Annotated in this window: 15 protein-coding genes and 1 pseudogene; 11 read left to right on the top strand and 5 right to left on the bottom strand. The window is 69.5% G+C overall.

From position 1 onward, the window contains the following. Nucleotides 1-65: 65 nt before the first annotated feature. Nucleotides 66-1,349 carry a hypothetical protein gene (locus tag VLK31_RS14940; protein ID WP_409169181.1) on the top strand — a complete coding sequence of 428 codons (1,284 nt, stop codon included), beginning with the start codon at nucleotides 66-68 and terminating at the stop codon, nucleotides 1,347-1,349. Between the two features lie 97 nt (nucleotides 1,350-1,446). Continuing rightward, nucleotides 1,447-2,811 carry a glutathione-disulfide reductase gene (gene gorA / locus VLK31_RS14935; RefSeq protein ID WP_409169180.1) on the top strand — a complete coding sequence of 455 codons (1,365 nt, stop codon included), beginning with the start codon at nucleotides 1,447-1,449 and terminating at the stop codon, nucleotides 2,809-2,811. On the opposite strand, the gene VLK31_RS14930 is transcribed toward gorA, so the two are convergent. Together VLK31_RS14930 and VLK31_RS14925 are read right to left on the bottom strand one after the other, a co-directional pair. Then, complete coding sequence (locus tag VLK31_RS14930; protein ID WP_409169179.1) at nucleotides 2,808-3,713, bottom strand: ketopantoate reductase family protein; 906 nt, start codon at nucleotides 3,711-3,713, stop codon at nucleotides 2,808-2,810. The genes gorA and VLK31_RS14930 overlap by 4 nt on opposite strands. A gap of 55 nt (nucleotides 3,714-3,768) precedes the next feature. Further along, a complete protein-coding gene (locus VLK31_RS14925) occupies nucleotides 3,769-4,683 on the bottom strand; it encodes a LysR substrate-binding domain-containing protein (protein WP_409169178.1) in 915 nt (304 codons plus the stop codon). A gap of 180 nt (nucleotides 4,684-4,863) precedes the next feature. Between VLK31_RS14925 and VLK31_RS14920 the strand changes: the two genes are divergently transcribed. From VLK31_RS14920 to VLK31_RS14885, 8 genes and pseudogenes are all read left to right on the top strand, one after another. Next, on the top strand, nucleotides 4,864-5,649 hold the full coding sequence (locus VLK31_RS14920; protein ID WP_409169177.1) for an ABC transporter permease: 786 nt from the start codon (nucleotides 4,864-4,866) through the stop codon (nucleotides 5,647-5,649). A 49-nt stretch (nucleotides 5,650-5,698) separates the two neighbouring features. Beyond that, the gene (locus tag VLK31_RS14915) at nucleotides 5,699-6,727 is read left to right on the top strand and encodes an ABC transporter ATP-binding protein (protein ID WP_409169176.1); all 1,029 of its coding nucleotides are present in this window, start codon (nucleotides 5,699-5,701) and stop codon (nucleotides 6,725-6,727) included. Between the two features lie 49 nt (nucleotides 6,728-6,776). Next, nucleotides 6,777-7,865 carry an extracellular solute-binding protein gene (locus VLK31_RS14910; RefSeq protein ID WP_409169175.1) on the top strand — a complete coding sequence of 363 codons (1,089 nt, stop codon included), beginning with the start codon at nucleotides 6,777-6,779 and terminating at the stop codon, nucleotides 7,863-7,865. Nucleotides 7,866-7,884: 19 nt separating this feature from the next. After that, the gene (locus tag VLK31_RS14905) at nucleotides 7,885-8,706 is read left to right on the top strand and encodes an ABC transporter permease (protein ID WP_409169174.1); all 822 of its coding nucleotides are present in this window, start codon (nucleotides 7,885-7,887) and stop codon (nucleotides 8,704-8,706) included. Beyond that, nucleotides 8,657-9,205, top strand: coding sequence for a TIGR00725 family protein (locus tag VLK31_RS14900; RefSeq protein ID WP_409169173.1), 549 nt, complete (start codon nucleotides 8,657-8,659; stop codon nucleotides 9,203-9,205). Before VLK31_RS14905 ends, VLK31_RS14900 begins: the two co-directional genes overlap by 50 nt. Before the next feature lie 346 nt (nucleotides 9,206-9,551). After that, on the top strand, nucleotides 9,552-11,069 hold the full coding sequence (locus VLK31_RS14895; RefSeq protein ID WP_409169172.1) for an AMP nucleosidase: 1,518 nt from the start codon (nucleotides 9,552-9,554) through the stop codon (nucleotides 11,067-11,069). Nucleotides 11,070-11,216: 147 nt separating this feature from the next. After that, on the top strand, nucleotides 11,217-12,239 hold the full coding sequence (locus tag VLK31_RS14890; RefSeq protein ID WP_409169171.1) for a Bug family tripartite tricarboxylate transporter substrate binding protein: 1,023 nt from the start codon (nucleotides 11,217-11,219) through the stop codon (nucleotides 12,237-12,239). 268 nt (nucleotides 12,240-12,507) lie between these two features. Beyond that, a pseudogene (locus tag VLK31_RS14885) lies at nucleotides 12,508-13,412 on the top strand (Bug family tripartite tricarboxylate transporter substrate binding protein). Nucleotides 13,413-13,451: 39 nt separating this feature from the next. Here VLK31_RS14885 and VLK31_RS14880 read toward each other — a convergent pair. Continuing rightward, nucleotides 13,452-14,180 carry an ArsR/SmtB family transcription factor gene (locus VLK31_RS14880; protein ID WP_409169170.1) on the bottom strand — a complete coding sequence of 243 codons (729 nt, stop codon included), beginning with the start codon at nucleotides 14,178-14,180 and terminating at the stop codon, nucleotides 13,452-13,454. A gap of 82 nt (nucleotides 14,181-14,262) precedes the next feature. Here VLK31_RS14880 and VLK31_RS14875 point away from each other — a divergent pair, with 82 nt between their 5' ends. Continuing rightward, complete coding sequence (locus tag VLK31_RS14875; protein ID WP_409169169.1) at nucleotides 14,263-15,429, top strand: cytochrome P450; 1,167 nt, start codon at nucleotides 14,263-14,265, stop codon at nucleotides 15,427-15,429. On the opposite strand, the gene VLK31_RS14870 is transcribed toward VLK31_RS14875, so the two are convergent. Both VLK31_RS14870 and VLK31_RS14865 read right to left on the bottom strand, forming a co-directional pair. Beyond that, on the bottom strand, nucleotides 15,387-16,376 hold the full coding sequence (locus tag VLK31_RS14870) for a pyridoxamine 5'-phosphate oxidase family protein (protein ID WP_409169168.1): 990 nt from the start codon (nucleotides 16,374-16,376) through the stop codon (nucleotides 15,387-15,389). The two genes, VLK31_RS14875 and VLK31_RS14870, sit on opposite strands and share 43 nt — an antisense overlap. Beyond that, a complete protein-coding gene (locus VLK31_RS14865) occupies nucleotides 16,373-17,041 on the bottom strand; it encodes a glutathione S-transferase family protein (protein ID WP_409169167.1) in 669 nt (222 codons plus the stop codon). The genes VLK31_RS14870 and VLK31_RS14865 overlap by 4 nt, the downstream gene beginning before the upstream one ends. Nucleotides 17,042-17,087: the final 46 nt, after the last annotated feature.

Raw genomic sequence — 17,087 nt, 5'->3', positions numbered from 1 at the left:
GCGGAAGCGGATTCTCGCGCGTTACAAATCCAGCGCGTTCGCCCAGAGGATCAGAGAACAAACACATGAACCTATTCCCCTTGTCATTGCTTTCCACCCCCCGCCGATGGCTGCTCGGCATGGCCTTGCTGTGCGCCGGCCTGGCCGCCAGCGCGCAGCAGCGGCAGGACCCCATCGCGCGCCTGAACGTGCAGCAGGGCACCGTCAGCGTCTCGCCCGCCGGGCAAGACCGCTGGTACGCCGCCCGGCCCCAGAGCGAGCTTGCCGCGGGCGACCGCCTGCGGACCGACCGCAACGCGCGCGCCGAGGTGTACATCGGTTCGGCCGCGCTGCGCCTGGACGGCCAGACGCAGGTGGAGTTTTCCGAGCTCGACGACGACACCGTGCACCTCACCGCGAACCGCGGCGACGTGCAACTGAGCGTGCGCGAGGCTCTGGCGGGCCAGCGGCTGACGGTCGACACCGGCAATGCCTCGGTGGTGATCGGCGCGCCGGGCGACTACCGCATCGCCTCCGACCCCGCCGCGGGCACCACCTGGGTGGCGGTGGCCTCGGGCCAGCTGGCGCTGTATGGCCAGAACGGCGCGTCGCAACGGCTGGGCGACCGCCAGCAGACCACGGTGTCGGGGCGCAACCTCGCGGCCGTGAGAAGCACGCGAACGCAGAGCGGCGGCTTCGACACCTGGGTGGCCGAGCGCAACCGGCTCGACGATTCGTCGGGCTACGCAGGCGCGCGGCCACCGCTGGTGCGGGTGCCGTCGGCGGCGTTGATCGCGCAGCAACAACAGCGCCAGTACGAGCAGGCGCAGCAACTGCAGTGGGCAGACCAGCAGCGCGCCGCACAGGCCGCCCAGCAACAGCAGGAATGGCAGCGTGACCAGGACTGGCGCCAGCAGCAGGAATGGCGACAGCAGGAAGACTGGCGCCAGCAGCGCCAACAACAAGATTGGCAACAACAGCAGCAGCAACAGCGGCGCGACGGGCGCGAGCGCGCCGAGCAGGACCGCTGGCAGCAACAGCAGCAACAACAGCAGATGCAGCTGCGCGCCGCACAGGCGCAGGCCCAGCAGCAACAGCAACTGCTCCAACAGCAGCAACGCATGACGCAGCAGGCGGCACAGGCCCAGCAGCAGCAGCAGCAGCTGCAGGTTCGCCAGCAGCAGGAAATGCAGTTGCGCGCCCTGCAGATGCAGCAGCAGGTGCAAGCCCAGCAGGCGGCGCAGCAGAACACGATGCGCCAGGCACAGGAAGCGCAGCTGCGCGCCATCCAGCAGCAGCGTGGCGTTGCGCCAGCGCAGCCAGCGGGCCAGGACCCGAGCCGGCTGTGGACCTCGCCGGACTCGCGCTGAGCGCGCCGGTGCGCGGCGGGGCAGCCCTTCGCCCCTAAGCCCCGCCGGCAACGCCGCCTTCACCCCGCCGCTAAAGTCGGCGGCCAAGGAGCCTTTCATGCGCACATTCGACTTCGATCTCTTCGTCATCGGCGGCGGCAGCGGTGGCGTTCGCGCCGCGCGCATGGCCGCACAGACTGGTGCCCGCGTCGGCCTGGCCGAGGCCGGCGACCTGGGCGGCACCTGCGTCAACGTGGGCTGCATTCCCAAGAAGCTCTACAGCTACGCGGCCGGCTATGCCGAGGCCTTCGAGGAAAGCGCCGGCTACGGCTGGACACTGCCCGAGGAGCCGCGCTTCGACTGGGCCCACCTGAAGCAGCAGCGCGCCAAGGAAATCGGCCGCCTCAACGGCATCTACGCCGGGCTGCTGAAGAATTCGGGCGTCACGCTCATCACCGGCTGGGCCCAACTGGTGGACGCCCACACGGTGGAAATCGACGGCAAGCGCCACACCGCGCGCCACCTGCTGGTGGCCACCGGCGGCACGCCCTTCGTGCCCGACATTCCGGGGCGCGAGCACATCGTGACCTCCGACGCCATGTTCGACCTCAGCCCCTTCCCCAAGCGCCTGCTGGTGGTGGGCGGCGGCTACATCGCCTGCGAGTTCGCCTCCATCTTCAACGGCCTGGGCGCCAAGGTGACGCAACTGCACCGCCGCGCTCATCTGCTCACCGGCTTCGACGACGACGTGCGGCGCTTCGTTGCCAACGAAATGGGCAAGGCCGGCGTCGATGTGCGGTTGAACTGCCAGGCCGCGGCCATCGCGCGCAACCCGCATGGGCACGGGCTGACCGTGACGCTGGCGCGCGGCGAGCAGGTCGAGGCCGACACCGTGCTGTTTGCCACCGGCCGCGTGCCCAACACGCAGGGCCTGGGGCTGGAGGCGGCGGGCGTGGCGCTGGACGAGCGCGGCGCCATTGCGGTCGATGCGCACTACCGCACATCGGTGCCGTCGATCTACGCGGTGGGTGATGTTTCGACCCGCGTGCAGCTCACGCCGGTGGCGCTGGCCGAGGCCATGGTGGTGGTCGACGAGCTGTTCGGCAAAGGCAAGCGCCGGCTCGACTACGAGTTCATTCCCACGGCCGTGTTCACCCACCCGAACATCGGCACCTGCGGCTACAGCGAGAGCGGTGCGCGCGCGAAGTTCGGCGAGGTGACGGTGTTCTCCAGCGAGTTCAAGTCGCTGCGCCACACGCTGTCGGGCAGCAGCGAGCGCACCTTCATGAAGCTGGTGGTGGACAAGGCCAGCGACCGCGTGGTCGGCCTGCACATGGTGGGCGCGGACGCGGGCGAAGTGGTGCAGGGCTTTGCGGTAGCGATGCGCGCGGGGGCGACGAAGGCGGTGTTCGACAGCACCATCGGCATCCACCCCACGGCTGCGGAAGAGTTTGTGACCATGCGCGAGCCGATGCCCGGCTAGCCCCGCGCCGCGCCCTGCTTGCCCTCGAGCAGCTTCACCAGCACAAACAGCACCCGGTTGGCCGGCGTGGGCACGCCCAGCGCCTCGCCGCGGCGCACGATCAGCCCGTTGAGGTGGTCGATTTCGCTGAGCTTGCCGCGCGCCAGGTCCTGCGCGGTCGATGAATATTGCGACGGCATGCTCTGCGGAATGCCGCGCACGGCGGCGTCGGTGTCGCCGACCACTTCCACGCCTTCGGCCTTTGCCACGGCCAGGCATTCGGCCACCACGTCGCGGATCACGTCGGTCACGCCGGTGCCGTGAATGAGCACGCCGTAAGGCAGTTGCGTGACGGCCGACAGCGCGTTGTAGGCGCAGTTGAGTATCAGCTTGGCCCACAGCGCGCCGCGTACGTTGCCGGATATCTGCGTGGCCACGCCCGCGGCCTCCAGGTGCCGCGCCACCTCTTCGCTGCGGCGCGACGGCGCAATCACCAGCTCGCCGCGCCCGTGGTGCTTCACATGGCCGGGGCCAGCCATTTCGGTCGCGACGTAGACCACTGCCGCGGCCACTTCGTTGGCCAGCACCGAGCGCACACGCGCATCGTTGTCCACGCCGTTCTGCAACGTGAGCACCAGCGCGTCGGGTGCGAGATGCGGGGCGATCTGCGCGGCGGCGGCTTCGGTGTCGGTCGACTTCACGCAGAACAGCACCAAGTCAGCGCCCTGCACCGCGTCGGGCTCGGTGCTCGCGGCCATGGGCACGTGTTCGTCGAAGGCCTTGGTTTGCAGCCGCAGCCCGTGGGCGTTGACGGCCTCCACGTGCGCGGGCCGCCCGATCAGCACCACCGTGTGGCCCGCGCGCGCCAGCATGGCGCCGTAGTAGCAGCCGACTGCGCCAGCGCCCATGACTGCGACTTTCATCGATTCATCCTTTGCTTGTGTGTGTTCGGCCCTGAGGTTACTCACCGCGGGCTGCTCATGCTTCTGCCTCCGCACCGCGCGAGGCCACGCCTTCGGCCAGCAGCCATTCGCGAAACGCCGAAAAGGCCGGCAGGTCGAGCCTGTCGGGTCGGTAGCAAAGATAGTGCCCCTGGTTCACGCTCACGGGGGTGCCGCAGGGGCTCAGCAGCGCGCCTTCGGCCAGTTCCTCTTGCACCAGCAGCCTGGGCACAAGGCCGATGCCCAGCCCGTTGAGCGCCGCCTGAATGAGCGCGGAGTACTGCGCGAAGCGCGGGCCGGCCACGGTCTGCACTTCAGGCACGCCGTGCTGGGCGGCCCACTGGCGCCAGGCGGTGGGCGCGCCCTCGTGGTGCAGCAACGTGTGGCCCAGGATGTCGGCGGGCTGCGCGATGCGGTGGCGCCCCTCCACCAGCGAGCGCGCCACGATCAGCACAAACTCGCGCCCCGCGATGTACTCCGACACCACGCCCGGCCAGCCGTCGGGGCCGTAGCGAATGGCCGCGTCCACGCCGGCCGGAATGCCGTCGCTGGGCTCCAGGTGGCGGCTGAAACTCAGCATCACGTGGCGGCTTTTCTGGCTGAAGGCCGGCAGGCGCGGAATGAGCCACTTGGTCAGAAAGGTGGGCACGCTCGCCAGCGTGAGCAGGCCGGCGCCGGCGTCGCCCGAGCGGGCCTCGAAGGTGGCGGTTTCGATGGCGCGCAGCCCACCCGAAATTTTTTGCCAGTACACGCGCCCCTGCGGCGTGAGCTGCACGCCGCGCCCGTTCTTCTGCAGCAGCGCGCGGCCCAGAAAGGCCTCGAGCCCCGCAATCTGTTTGCTCACCGCGCTCACGGTGATGCACAGCGCGCCGGCCGCCAGCGTGATGCTCTGGTGGCGCGCCACGGCGTCGAAGGCCAGCAGCTCCTGGATGGTGGGGCAGTCACGCTTCATGCGCGGCCCCCTTGCGCATGGCCGCGCCGTGTGAAAGCTGCGTGAAAAACATTTTCCAATTGCTCAAGTGTCGTCATCCAACTTTCACCCATGAACCGGTGTGCGATTCCTAGAATTCGAGGCATTGCTGCAGCACCTCTGCGCAGACAGTAGCGCATCCGGAAAGTATGCCGGGCGCGCATGACACTGGAGACAACCTTGGTTCGCGGCATCTCGCTCATCTACGGCCTGTACCTGCTGCTGCCCATCGTGCTGCTGATGATCGGCAGCCTGGGCGGCAACTGGACCAACACGCTGCTGCCCACGGGCATCACGGGGCAGTGGTATGTCGACCTGTGGCTCGACACCTCGTTCCGCAAGGCCTTCGTCAGCAGCCTGGTGGTGGCGATGGCGGCCTGCGCCATCAACACCGTGCTGGCGCTGCCGCTGGCCTATGCGCTGTACCACGGCGCGCGGCGCGGCGGCAGCATGGCGGCGCGCCTGGTAAGCGCCACGCCGGTGGCGGTGCCGGCCATCACGCTGGCCTTCGGCTACATGATCGTGTTCAACACCGACCTGGCGCCCTGGCTGGGCTCGATGCCGCTGCTGATTGCGGCGCACGCGATCCTCACGCTGCCCTACCTCACCAACACGCTGCTGACCGACCTGCGCCACCTCGACCTGGGCCGGCTGGAGCAGGCCGCGGCCACGCTGGGTGCCTCGGGCTGGCAGCAGTTCACCGGCATCGTGCTGCCCAGCCTGCGCCAGAGCCTGATCAGCGGGCTGGTGATGGTGGCGGCCATTTCGGTGGGCGAGTTCGGCGTGTCGAACCTGCTCACGAGTTTTCAGAACCGCACCTACCCGGTGGTGCTGCTGCAGGCCTTCTACGGCGCCACGGGCTTCGCCTGCGCGGCCACGGTGATTCTTCTGGTGCTGGCGGGCGCGTCGGCGCTGCTGTCTTCCTCGCTGGTGAAGCAACGCGCCTGAACGCGAATGAACGCGAATGAACCGACCGTGAACCCCACATGACCCGCCCATGAGCCTCCTTCTCGACAACGTCAGCTACAACTACCCGGGCAGCACGCACGGCCTGCACGAGGTGTCGCTCGACGTGCGCACCGGCGAACTGGTGGCGGTGATCGGGCCGAGCGGCTCGGGCAAGTCGACGCTGCTCAAGCTGGTGGCGGGCCTGGAAACGGGCCACACCGGGCGCATTGCGCTGGGCGGCGACGACATGTCGCGCACGCCGGTGCACCAGCGCCACATCGGCATGGTGTTCCAGAGCTATGCGCTCTTTCCGCACCTGAGCGTGCTCGACAACGTGGCCTATGGGCTCAAGCTGCGCAAGGTGGGCACGGCGCAGCGCCGCCAGCGCGCGCAGGAGCTGCTCGACATCGTGGGCCTGGGCGACTACGCGCAGCGCGCCGTGGCGCAGTTGTCGGGCGGGCAGCAGCAGCGCGTGGCGCTGGCACGCGCACTGGCCATCGACCCGCGCGCGCTGCTGCTCGACGAGCCGCTGTCGGCGCTCGACGCCAGCGTGCGAGGCCATCTGCGCGACCAGATTCGCGCCATTCAACAGCGCTTCAACGCCACCACGCTGCTGGTCACGCACGACCAGGAAGAAGCACTGGTGATGGCCGACCGCGTGGCCATGCTGAAAGACGGCCGGCTGCTGCAAATTGCCACGCCGCGCGAGATCTACGAGAACCCCGCGAGCCGCGCGGTGGCCGAGTTCGTCGGGCTCTCGACGATCCTGAGCGCGAAGGTCTGCGGCGCGGACCGGCTCGACCTGGGCTTTGCCGAACTTGCCGCGCCCACCGGCCGGCGCGCCTTCGGTGCCGCGGTGCATGTGCTGGTGCGCCCCGAACACATTCGCCCCGACCCGGCGCCCGACGCGGTGAACCGCCTGGCGGGCCGCACCGGCGCGCAACGCTACCTGGGCGCGCTCACGCGCTACGACTTCGAGGTGCCGGGCGCGGTCAAGCCCTTCTTGGCCGAGTCGGCGCTGCCGGCAACCGAGGCGATTGCGATCGCGCCCGAACACCTTCGCCTGCTCGACCACTGACCCTTTCGTTCTTCAGACCTTCCGACCCTTTTCCTTCCAAGGAGCCACCATGCAACGCAGACATCTGATCCAGGCCGCCGGCGCATTGCCCGTGCTGTCATTGGCCACGCTCACGGCGCGCACCGCTTTCGCCTTCGACGGCCCCGAGCTCTACGCGGGCGAGAAGGCGCTGTACGCCGAGGCGCAGAAGGAAGGCCTGTGCGTGTCCTTCGACACCGGGCCCGAGTGGGCCAACTGGAAGGCGCTGTTCGCCGCCTTCAAGAAGCACTACCCCGAAATCGAGCTGACCTACAACGACATCGGCTCAGCCGCCACCGTGGTCTCGCTCGAAAAAACCAAGCGCCGTCCGCAGGCCGACACCGCCTACTACTTCGCGGCCTCCGCCGTGGACGCCGCCAAGAAGGACGTGGTCGCGCCTTTCAAGCCCGTCAACTTCGACAAACTGCCGCCGGTGTTCCGCGAGGCCGAGGGCCGCTGGTTCACCATTCACACGCTCAACATCGCGTTCCTGGTGAACAAGAAGCTGGTGAAGACCGTGCCCACCGGCTGGGCCGACCTGCTCAAGCCGGAGTTCAAAAGCAGTGTGGTCTACCTCGACCCACGCTCCACCGGCATCGGCCAGGTGCTGACCTTTGCCGCGGCGTACGCCAACGGCGGCAGCGTGGACAACGTGCAGCCCGGCACCGACTACCTGGGCAAGCTGCATTCGGCCGGCAACGTGCTGCGCGTGGAAGGCACCACGCCATACGCCAAGTTCTTGAAGGGCGAGATTCCGGTGTGGATCAGCTACGAGAACGACGGCCTGAAGGCCAAGCACGTCGACGGCATGGGCGACGCGGTGGAGGTGGTCATTCCGAAGGAGGCCAGCGTGGCCGCGCCCTATGCCATCAGCCTGGTGAAGAACGGCCCGAACCCCAACGCGGGCAAGCTGTGGCTGAACTTCACCATGAGCGAGGCCGGCCAGACGCTGTTTGCGCAGGGCTTCGTGCGCCCTGCCGTGCCGGGCACGCCGCTTTCCGCGGACGTGGCCGCCAAGATGCCGCCCGCGCCGCAGATTCGCCCGCTCGACGTGGTGAAGGCGTCGGAGCGCAAGGCCGAGGTCGACAAGCTCTGGGCGCTGGCGGCGCTGGGCAAGTGAGCCGGGTCGAAGCAACGTGATGCGACGCTTTGGCGCCTGGCCCGCATGGGCCTTCATGGCGCTGTTTCTCGCGGTGCCGTTGGCGGCGCTGCTGCCCGAAGCCTTTGGCGAGGGCGGCAGCGCCTTCGGGCGGCTGTTCGGCAACCCGCTGTTCTTTGGCGCGCTGCGCAACACGCTGGCGCTCGGGTTGGCGGCGGGCGCGGTGTCGGCGCTGGTGGGCACGTGCATTGCGATCGAGCTGGCGCGGCAACCGGCGTCGCGGCGCCAATGGATGATGACTTTGCTGGGCTTGCCGCTGGCGTTCTCGGGACTGGTGATTGCGTACGGCTTCATCTTGGCGTTCGGGCGCGCGGGCTTCGTCACGCAGCTGCTGGCGGGGCTGGGCGCGGACCCGGCGGCCATCGGCAGCTGGATCTACAGCGTGTCGGGCCTGGGCTTTGCCTATGCCTACTACCTGATTCCGCGCGTGGCGCTGTCGCTGTACCCGGTGTTTGCCAACCTCGACCTGCGCCCGGTGCAGGCGGCGCGCACGCTGGGTGCGTCGAAGGCGCGCGCGTTCTGGGACACGGTGGTGCCGGAGGTGATGCCTTCGGTGCTGTCGAACGCCTGCATGGTGGCCGCGATTGCGATGGGCACTTACGGCACGGCGTTGGCATTGGTGGGCACGCAGTTGAACATCTTGCCGCTGATGCTGTTGGCGCAGGTGGGCGATGGCGGTTCCGATTTCGCGGTGGCGGCGGCTTTGTCGCTGGTGCTGATGGTGGTGTGTGTGATCGTGATGGGGGTGGGCGATGTCTTTACGCGAAGGCGCGAGCGCGGTGCTGTCGGCGCCGGTCACTGAGGCGCTGACGCGCCTGGCTCAGAAGCAGTGGGGGCCACAGCGTCACCGCCTGCCGGTGGCGATGCTGGGCCCGGGCGACGGCGGGCCGGCGGAGTGCGAGGCCGCCTATGCGGTGGCGCATGCGTTGGCTGGTGCGGGCATGGCGGTGGTGTGTGGCGGCCGTGGCGGCGTGATGGCCGCGGCCTCGCGCGGTGCGGTGGAGGCCGGCGGCATTGCGGTGGGCATCCTGCCCGAGGAGGACGACCGCAACGCCAACGAATGGTTGAGCGTGGCGATCCCCACGGGCATGGGCGAGATGCGCAACGGGATCATCGCGCGCAGTGGCGTGTGTCTGATTGCGATCGGCGGCAACATGGGTACGTTGTCGGAGATGGCGATGGGGCTGAAGTGGGGCAAGCCGGTGTTCGTGATGCATGGCGATGTGGCGCTGCCGGGGGCTGTGCAGGCTGTGGATGTGAACGACATGTTGGGCAAGGTGCTGGACTGTTTGCTGGGCTGACAGTTGCTGTTGTTCGGGGGGCTGCTGCATTCGTTCATTCAGGGCGCGTGCACAGGCCACCGGGTACTCCCCTCCGCGAATGTCCCCCGGGCTTCGCCCTCCTCCTTTATTTCGCTGCGGGGAGCACCCGACGCCCTGTGCACATGGGCACGCTGCTGGTGATCGCACGATCAACCCCGGCTCTGTCCAACGCTCACGCCGATGGGGTGCCTTGCGCAGCGAAATAAAGGAGGAGCGAAGCGGGGGACATTCGCGGAGCAAGGCACCCCGTCGGCGTGAGCGTCGCCCTGAACAGCGCGGCAGAACGGCACAAAGGCACCCAGTACAGGCACTGCACAATGACGACATGCCCTACATGCCCACCTTCGTTGCCCCCGCCCGCTTCACCGACGCAGCCGCCGCGCTGGACCAGGTCAAGGCCATCTACCAGGGCGGTATCGCCCACCTGCGTGAATCGATGTTGCGCTTCGTCGCCGGCGAGGCACTGCCCGGCCGGGTGCGAGCCTGCTACCCGTTCGTGCGGGTGCACACGCACACCGTCTCGCGCCACACACCACCGGCCAACGCCGGCCTGAGCTACGGCTTCGTGGCCGGCCCCGGGCGCTACGAGACCACCCTCACGCGGCCCGACCTGTTCTCGCGCTACTACCTCGACCAGTTCCGCCTGCTGCTCGAAAACCACCAGGTCGAGCTCGAGGTCGGCACCAGCACGCAGCCCATTCCCATTCACTTCTCGTTTGCCGAGAACGACCACATCGAAGGCACCATGAGCAACGACCGCCGCGCGCTCATGCGCGACGTGTTCGACCTGCCCGACCTGGGCGTGATGGACGACGGCATTGCCAACGGCACCTACGAGGCACGCGACGGCGAGGCACAGCCGCTGTCGCTGTTCACGGCCGCGCGGGTCGACTACTCGCTGCACCGCCTGCGCCACTACACCGGCACGGCGCCCGAGTGGTTCCAGAACTTCGTGCTGTTCACCAACTACCAGTTCTACATCGACGAGTTCGTGCGCCTGGGCCACGAGGCCATGGCCGACGAGAACAGCGAGTACGTGGCGTTCATCGAACCTGGCAACGTCATCACGCGCCGGCGCGGGCTGGCGGCCGGTGCCAGCCAGACCTTCGGGCACCTGCTGGACGGCAGCCAGGGCACCGCGCCGCCGCGGCTGCCGCAAATGCCCGCCTACCACCTGGTGCGCGAGGACTACAGCGGCATCACCATGACCAACATCGGCGTGGGCCCGGCCAACGCCAAGACCATCACCGACCACATCGCCGTGCTGCGCCCGCACGCCTGGATGATGCTGGGCCACTGCGCCGGCCTGCGCAACACGCAGCAGCTGGGCGACTACGTGCTGGCCCACGCCTACGTGCGCGAAGACCACGTGCTCGACGAAGAGCTGCCGCTGTGGGTGCCGATTCCGGCGCTATCGGAAATTCAGCTCGCGCTGGAGCAGGCCGTGGCCGACGTCACGCGCTACACCGGCCCCGACCTGAAGAAGATCATGCGCACCGGCACCGTGGCCAGCACCGACAACCGCAACTGGGAGCTGCTGCCCGGCAACCAGCCGCAGCGCCGCTTCAGCCAGAGCCGCGCGGTGGCGCTGGACATGGAAAGCGCGACCATCGCGGCCAACGGCTTTCGCTTTCGCGTGCCCTACGGCACCCTGCTGTGCGTGAGCGACAAGCCGCTGCACGGCGAGATCAAGCTGCCCGGCATGGCCAACCACTTCTACCGCGAGCGCGTGGAGCAGCACCTGCGCATCGGCATGCGGGCCATCGAGATCCTGCGCGAAGAGGGCTCCACACGGCTGCACAGCCGCAAGCTGCGCAGCTTTGCGGAAGTGGCGTTTCAGTAAGAAGAAGGGCTGCAGGCGGGCCTTGAGAGGCTGCGGCGGGTGTGCCGCAGGGGACACGCACCTCAGGGTTTGTCCTGCCGCCGCGGCGCCCTGATGGCGACGTTTCGCGGACATCATCCGGTTCACCCCACAGAAACCGGAAAAAAGATGACCCAGTCGCGTTCCGTTCCCCTCTCGCGCCGCAGCTTCTCGGCATGGATCGCGGCCTCGGCCGCAGCCGCCGCCGGTGCGGGCGGCACCGCCGGCATGGCCCTGTGGCCCGGCAGCGCCCACGCCGCCGACGCCCCGCTGAGCAACCGGCTGCGCATCGTCATTCCCGCGGAGGAAGGCGGCGGCTGGGACCAGACCGGCCGCGCGCTCGGTGCGGCCATGCAGGCATCGGGCGCGGTCGGCAGCGTGGTGTACGACAACATTCCCGGCGTGGGCGGCAACCTGGGCCTGGCCAGGTACGTGGAGAAGTACAACGCCGACCCCGACACGGTGCTGATGAGCGGCATGGTCATGGTCGGTGCGGTGGCGCTGCAAAAGCCCGCCGTCACCCTGACCGACATGACGCCGATCGCCCGCCTCACCAGCGACTACGAGGTGGTGGCGGTGAAGGCCGACTCCCCCCTGAAGACCACCAGCGACCTGATCGCGCAGCTGCGGGCGGGCGCCGCGGGCACGGTGATCGCGGGCGGCTCGGCCGGCGGCGTGGACCACATGTTCGCCGGCATGCTGGCGCGCGCGGCGGGCGCCTCGCAGTCGCTGACCTACCTGGCGCATGCCGGCGGCGCGCAGGTGGTGGAGGCGCTGGACACGGGCAAGGCGGCCGCGGGCATCTCGGGCCACAGCGAATTTGCCGAAGGCTTGGCCAGCGGCAAGCTGCGCGCCATCGGCGTGTCGGCCAAGCGGCCGTTCTTGGGCATTCCGTCGGTGCGCGAACAGGGCGTGGACGCCGACCTGGCCAACTGGCGCGGCGTGCTCACCGGCAAGAAGGTGCCGCCGTACCGCAAAGCCGCGCTGCTGGAGGTGGTGCGCCGCGCCACGGCCACCGATGTGTGGCAGAAAACCATCAAGAGCAACAACTGGGAGGCCTTCTGGCTGGAAGGCAAGGACTTCGAGAATTTCATCGCGCTGGACGCGGCGGCGGCCGGCCCCCTTATTCAGCAACTCAAGCTGAAAGCCTGATCTGGCGGCGGCGCCGACACGCTCGGCGCCGGCTGCCTGAGGCTGTTGACTCGGGTTTTCCCTAGTTAACCAATGTGAAGCATTGACTCGGTTTGCGGCCATCATCCGGTTACTTTTAAAGACAACTGGAAACAAAATGCCGCAGTCCGCACCCGTCGGCCTCTCCCGCCAGAGCCTTTCCGGAAGGAGCCTTTCCCGCCGCAGCCTCACCGCCTGGATGGCGTCGGCCGCCGCCGCGGGCATGCTGCCCCCCGCGCTCTGACCCCGGCTGGCCGGCGCGGCCGAAGCGCAACTGGTGCCCAAGCTGCGCATCGTGATTCCCGCCAACGAAGGCGGCGGCTGGGACCAGACCGGCCGCGCGCTGGGCGCGGCCATGCTGGCGTCGGGCGCAGTGGGCGAGTTGCCTACGAAAACATCGGCGGCAAGGGCGGCACCATCGGCCTGGCCAAATACGTGGAGAAGTACGACGCCGACCCCGACACCCTCTTGATGAGCGGCATGGTCATGGTCGGCGCGGTGGCGCTGCAAAAGCCCGCCGTCACGCTGTCGCAGGTGGCACCGGTGGCACGCCTCACGAGCGACTACGAGGTGGTCGCCGTGAAGGCCGACTCGCCCATCAAGACCCCCAAGGACCTGATCGCGCAGCTGCGTGCCGATGCCGCCAGGACCGTCATTGCCGGCGGCTCGGCCGGCGGCGTGGACCACATGTACGCCGGCATGCTGGCGCGCGTGGCCGGCGCCACGGCGGGGCTGGTGTACCAGGCGCACCCCGGCGGCGCGCAGGTGGTCGAGGCGCTGGAAACCGGCAAGGTGGCCGCGGGCATCTCGGGCTACAGCGAGTTCAGCGACCACCTGGCCAACGGCAAGCTGCGCGCCATCGGCGTGTCGTCCAAGCGGCCGTTCCAGGGCATTCCGTCGGTGCGCGAACAGGGCGTGGACGCCGACCTGGCCAACTGGCGCGGCGTGCTCACCGGCAAGAAGGTGCCCACCGAACGCCGGGCCGTGCTGCTGGAGGCCGTGCGCCGCGCCACCGCGGCCGACCTCTGGCAAAAGACCATCAAGCGCAACAACTGGGACCCTTACTGGATGGCGGGCAAGGACTTCGAGAGCTTCCTGGACCTGGACACGGCCATGGCCGGGCCGCTGATCTATCTGCTGAAGCTGAAGGCCTGACAGCCCGAATGCCTGAGAGCCTGAAGCCCGCCTTGCGGCTCAGGCAAAGAGCTCGGGCATCTCGCGCCGCGCCTTGGGCGTGAGCGTGAGCGCCCGCCCGTCGAGCGCCTGGCGTACCCAGCCCCGGCGCAGCGACAACTGCAGCCATGCCGCGCCCAGCGCGCCGCCCAGGTGCGGGCGGCGCTCGCTCCAGTCGAGGCAGGCGCAGGCGAAGCGGCGGCGCGCGCGGCGCACCGCGTCCACCTCCACGCCCAGGCTCTCCAGCGCGATCGCGCCGTCGGGCGTGAGCTCGTAGGAACCGCTCTGCAAGCCGCTGAGCCAGCCTTGTGCGTGCAGCCGGTCGTGCAGCGCCACGCCGGCGGTGCCGGCCATGTGGTCGTAGCAGGTGCGCGCGCTGCGCAGGCGGCTGGGCGTGCTCGGCGCGAAGCCTGGTGTGTGCGCGGTGTGTGGGGTGCGTGGCGCGCCGGCCACCACCATCAGGCTTTCGAGCGCGGCGGCCACATCGTCATTGGCCAGGCGAAAGTAACGGTGCTTGCCCTGCACGAGCAGCTCGACGAGGCGCTCGCTCTTCAGCCGCGCGAGGTGCGCGCTGGCGGTCGACGCGGCCACCTCGGCCACCGTGGCCAGCTCGGTGGCGGTGCGCGCGTGGCCGTCCATCAGGCAGCTCAGCATGCGGGCACGCGCCGGCTCGGCGATGGCGCCGGCCAGGCGGGCCAGGTGAAAGTCGGCGGAGGTGTCGGGGCTGTCCGGGGTGTGCAGGGTGTCCATGGGCGCATCGTAAGACCGCCACGCACGCCACACTTCGCCCGCGAGCGAAGTGTGGCGGCACCGCCAATCGCACACTGCGGCCATGAACCCGCACGCTCACCAGATACACGACACACCCACCGACCCGGTCGCCGCCGCCACGCATGCCGATCCGTACCCGTACTACGCCGCGCTGCGCGAAGGCCCGTCGCTTGCCTGGAGCGCGCCGCTGCGCCTGTGGGTCGCGAGCCGCGCGGACGTGGTCGCGCAGGTGCTGCAGGGGCACGGCGCGCTGCGTGTGCGGCCGGCCGCCGAGCCGGTGCCGCATGCCATCGCCGGCAGCGCCGTTGGCGAGGTGTTCGGCCACCTGGTGCGCATGAACGACGGCGCGGCACACGAGGCGCATAGGCCCGCACTGCAACACGCGCTGGCCAAGCTGGACCTGAACACGGTGCGCGAGGCCGCGCTGCAAGTGGCGCTGCGCGTGCCGCGGCAACACGCGCTGTCGGACACGGTGTTCTCGATGCCGGTGCAATCCGTGGCTCACCTGCTGGGCTTTGCCGATGACGTGTTGCCGCAGGTCGAGCGGTGGGTGCGCGACTTCGTGGCGTGCCTGTCATCGCTGTCCACGCCCGATCAACTACAAGGCGCCAGCGTGGCGGCGGGGGCCTTGATGGCGCGCTTCGAAGCGCTGGTGGCCGACGCGGCACCGCGCCACGGCACGCTGCTGGCCGGTGTACTGGCCGAGCACGCTGCCCCCTCTCGCGCGCTGCTCGCGAACCTGGTCGGCCTTCTCTCGCAGACCTGCGATGCCACGGCGGGCCTGCTCGGCAACAGCCTTGTCGCGCTGCTGCGCATGCCATCGCTGCGCCCCACCACACGCACACGCGACGGGCTGCAGGCCATCGTGGAAGAGACCGCGCGGCACGACGCTTCGGTGCAGAACACGCGGCGTTTTGCGGTGGCGCCCGTCACCATCGCAGGCACTTCAGTGGTCGCGGGCGACGCGGTGCTGGTGCTGCTGGGCGCGGCCAACCGCGACCCGGCATTCAACCCCGACCCCGAGCGCTTCACCCTCGTGCGCGCCCAGCGCCGCATGCTCGGCTTCGGCCACGGCATGCACGTCTGTCCAGGCCAGGCGCTGGCCTGCACGCTGGCGGCGGCGGGGCTCGAGGCCTTGCTGCGCCGCGCGCCCGATCTCGATGCGCAGCGCAAGCGCGGCTGGCACTACCGGCCGTCGGCCAATGCGCGCATTCCGGTGTTCCACTGACCCGTGCCCGCCAGGTGCGGCGACAGCTGCGCGTCGCCCCAGCGCAGCGGCAACGCAGCCGGGCGGCGCAGCGCATGCGTGACGTTGAAGCGCATCAACCGCTCCGCGCCTTCGAAGGCCGCCACCTCGGGCCCGTCCCACACGATCTCTGCCGTGACCGCCAGGTGCAGCAGCTCGCCGCTGTCGAAGTCGACGAACAACAGCCCCGCGCGCGGATGCGCGGCCAGGTTGCCCAGCGTGTTGAAGAAGCGGTTGCCGTTGAAGTCCGGCACGGTCAGCACGTTGTCGCCGTCGATGCGCACGAAGCCGGGGCGACCGCCGCGGTGCGACACGTCGACACCGTGCGAGCTTGCATCGGCCTCGTCGCCGCCCGCCACTTCGTTCGGGTAGGCGGTGGCGATGAACAGCGTGTCGGCGCTGCCGATGAGGCGGTGCGCGGCCAGGTCGAGCTTGTCGAGCCATTGCACGGGCGGAGTCGTGCCACCGGACGCGGCCAGCACCGGCTCGCGCGCTTGTATGTAGCGCGGGCAATTGCCGAAGCTCTGCTGCACCTCCACCATGAAGCCCGCGCCGTCGAGCGACTCGACCGTGCCGTTCATGCGGTTGCGCCGCCGCGTGTGCGGCTGAATGCCCAGCAGCCCCAGCGGGGCGCCCTGCGCCAGTTGGCCGGCCAGCGGATCGCCCGCCTGCGGCAGCGCATCCACGCGCAGGTGGGTGGGGTCGGGCGAATGCATGAAACCGGCGGGCGCGGCCAGCACGCTGGCCCAGGGCTGCAGGCTGGCGTCGAGGCTGCCGACCACCAGAAACGGCAGCAGCGAGAAGAACGCGCGGTGCTGCTCGGGCATGTGGTCGCGAATGACGCGCGGGCCGGCCACTTCCATCTGCTCGCGCGAACCGCCGAGCGCCTGCATGGCCCGCTCGCCCGCATGGAAGGGCGCGGCGATCATGCGACCGCCGCCAGCCCGATGGGCGTGCGCGCCATCGGCACGAACCCCGGCAGGGCCTCGACGCGCGCGAGCCAGGCGCGCACGTGGGGGTAGCCGTCGAGTGACACGCTGCCTTCGGGTGCGTGCGACACATAGGCGTAGTTGGCAATGTCGGCCAGCGTGGCGCCGGGGCCGGCCAGAAAGGGCTGCCGCTGCAGGTGCATCTCCATCACCGACAGCAGCGCATGCGCACGCTGCACCGTCTCGGTGGGGTCGGTGGCCTTGCCGAACAGCGCCATGATGCGCGCGGCAGCAGGGCCCGACGCCAGCGGCCCGGCGGCCACCGAGAACCAGCGCTGCACGCGCGCCGCGCCCACCGCGTCGCGCGGCATCCAGCGCGCGGGGTCGGGTGCATAGCGCTCGTTGAGGTAGACCAGGATGGCGTTGGAGTCGGCCAGCGTAAGGTCGCCGTCCTCGATCACCGGCACCTGGCCGAACAGGTTGCGCGCCAGGAACGCCGGCGCGCGATGCTCGCCCTGGGCCAGGTCGAGCTCGATGCTTTCGAACGGCAGGCCCAGCATGGTGAGGAACAGGTGCACTCGGTGCACGTGGCCCGAGAGGGCGAAGCTGTAGAGCTTGATGGGCTGGGCAGGGTGGGAAGGGTTGGCGGGGTGGGTGGCGTTCATGGCGGAGTTCCTTCAGTCAGTGGTGGGGCGATGAGCGGATTCTTCT

It is taken from the genome of Variovorax sp. H27-G14, assembly GCF_046156345.1.
Lineage (GTDB): Bacteria > Pseudomonadota > Gammaproteobacteria > Burkholderiales > Burkholderiaceae_C > Variovorax.
The sequence above is the reverse complement of the archived record's forward strand: the minus strand, read 5'-3'. Positions and strand labels throughout refer to the sequence as shown.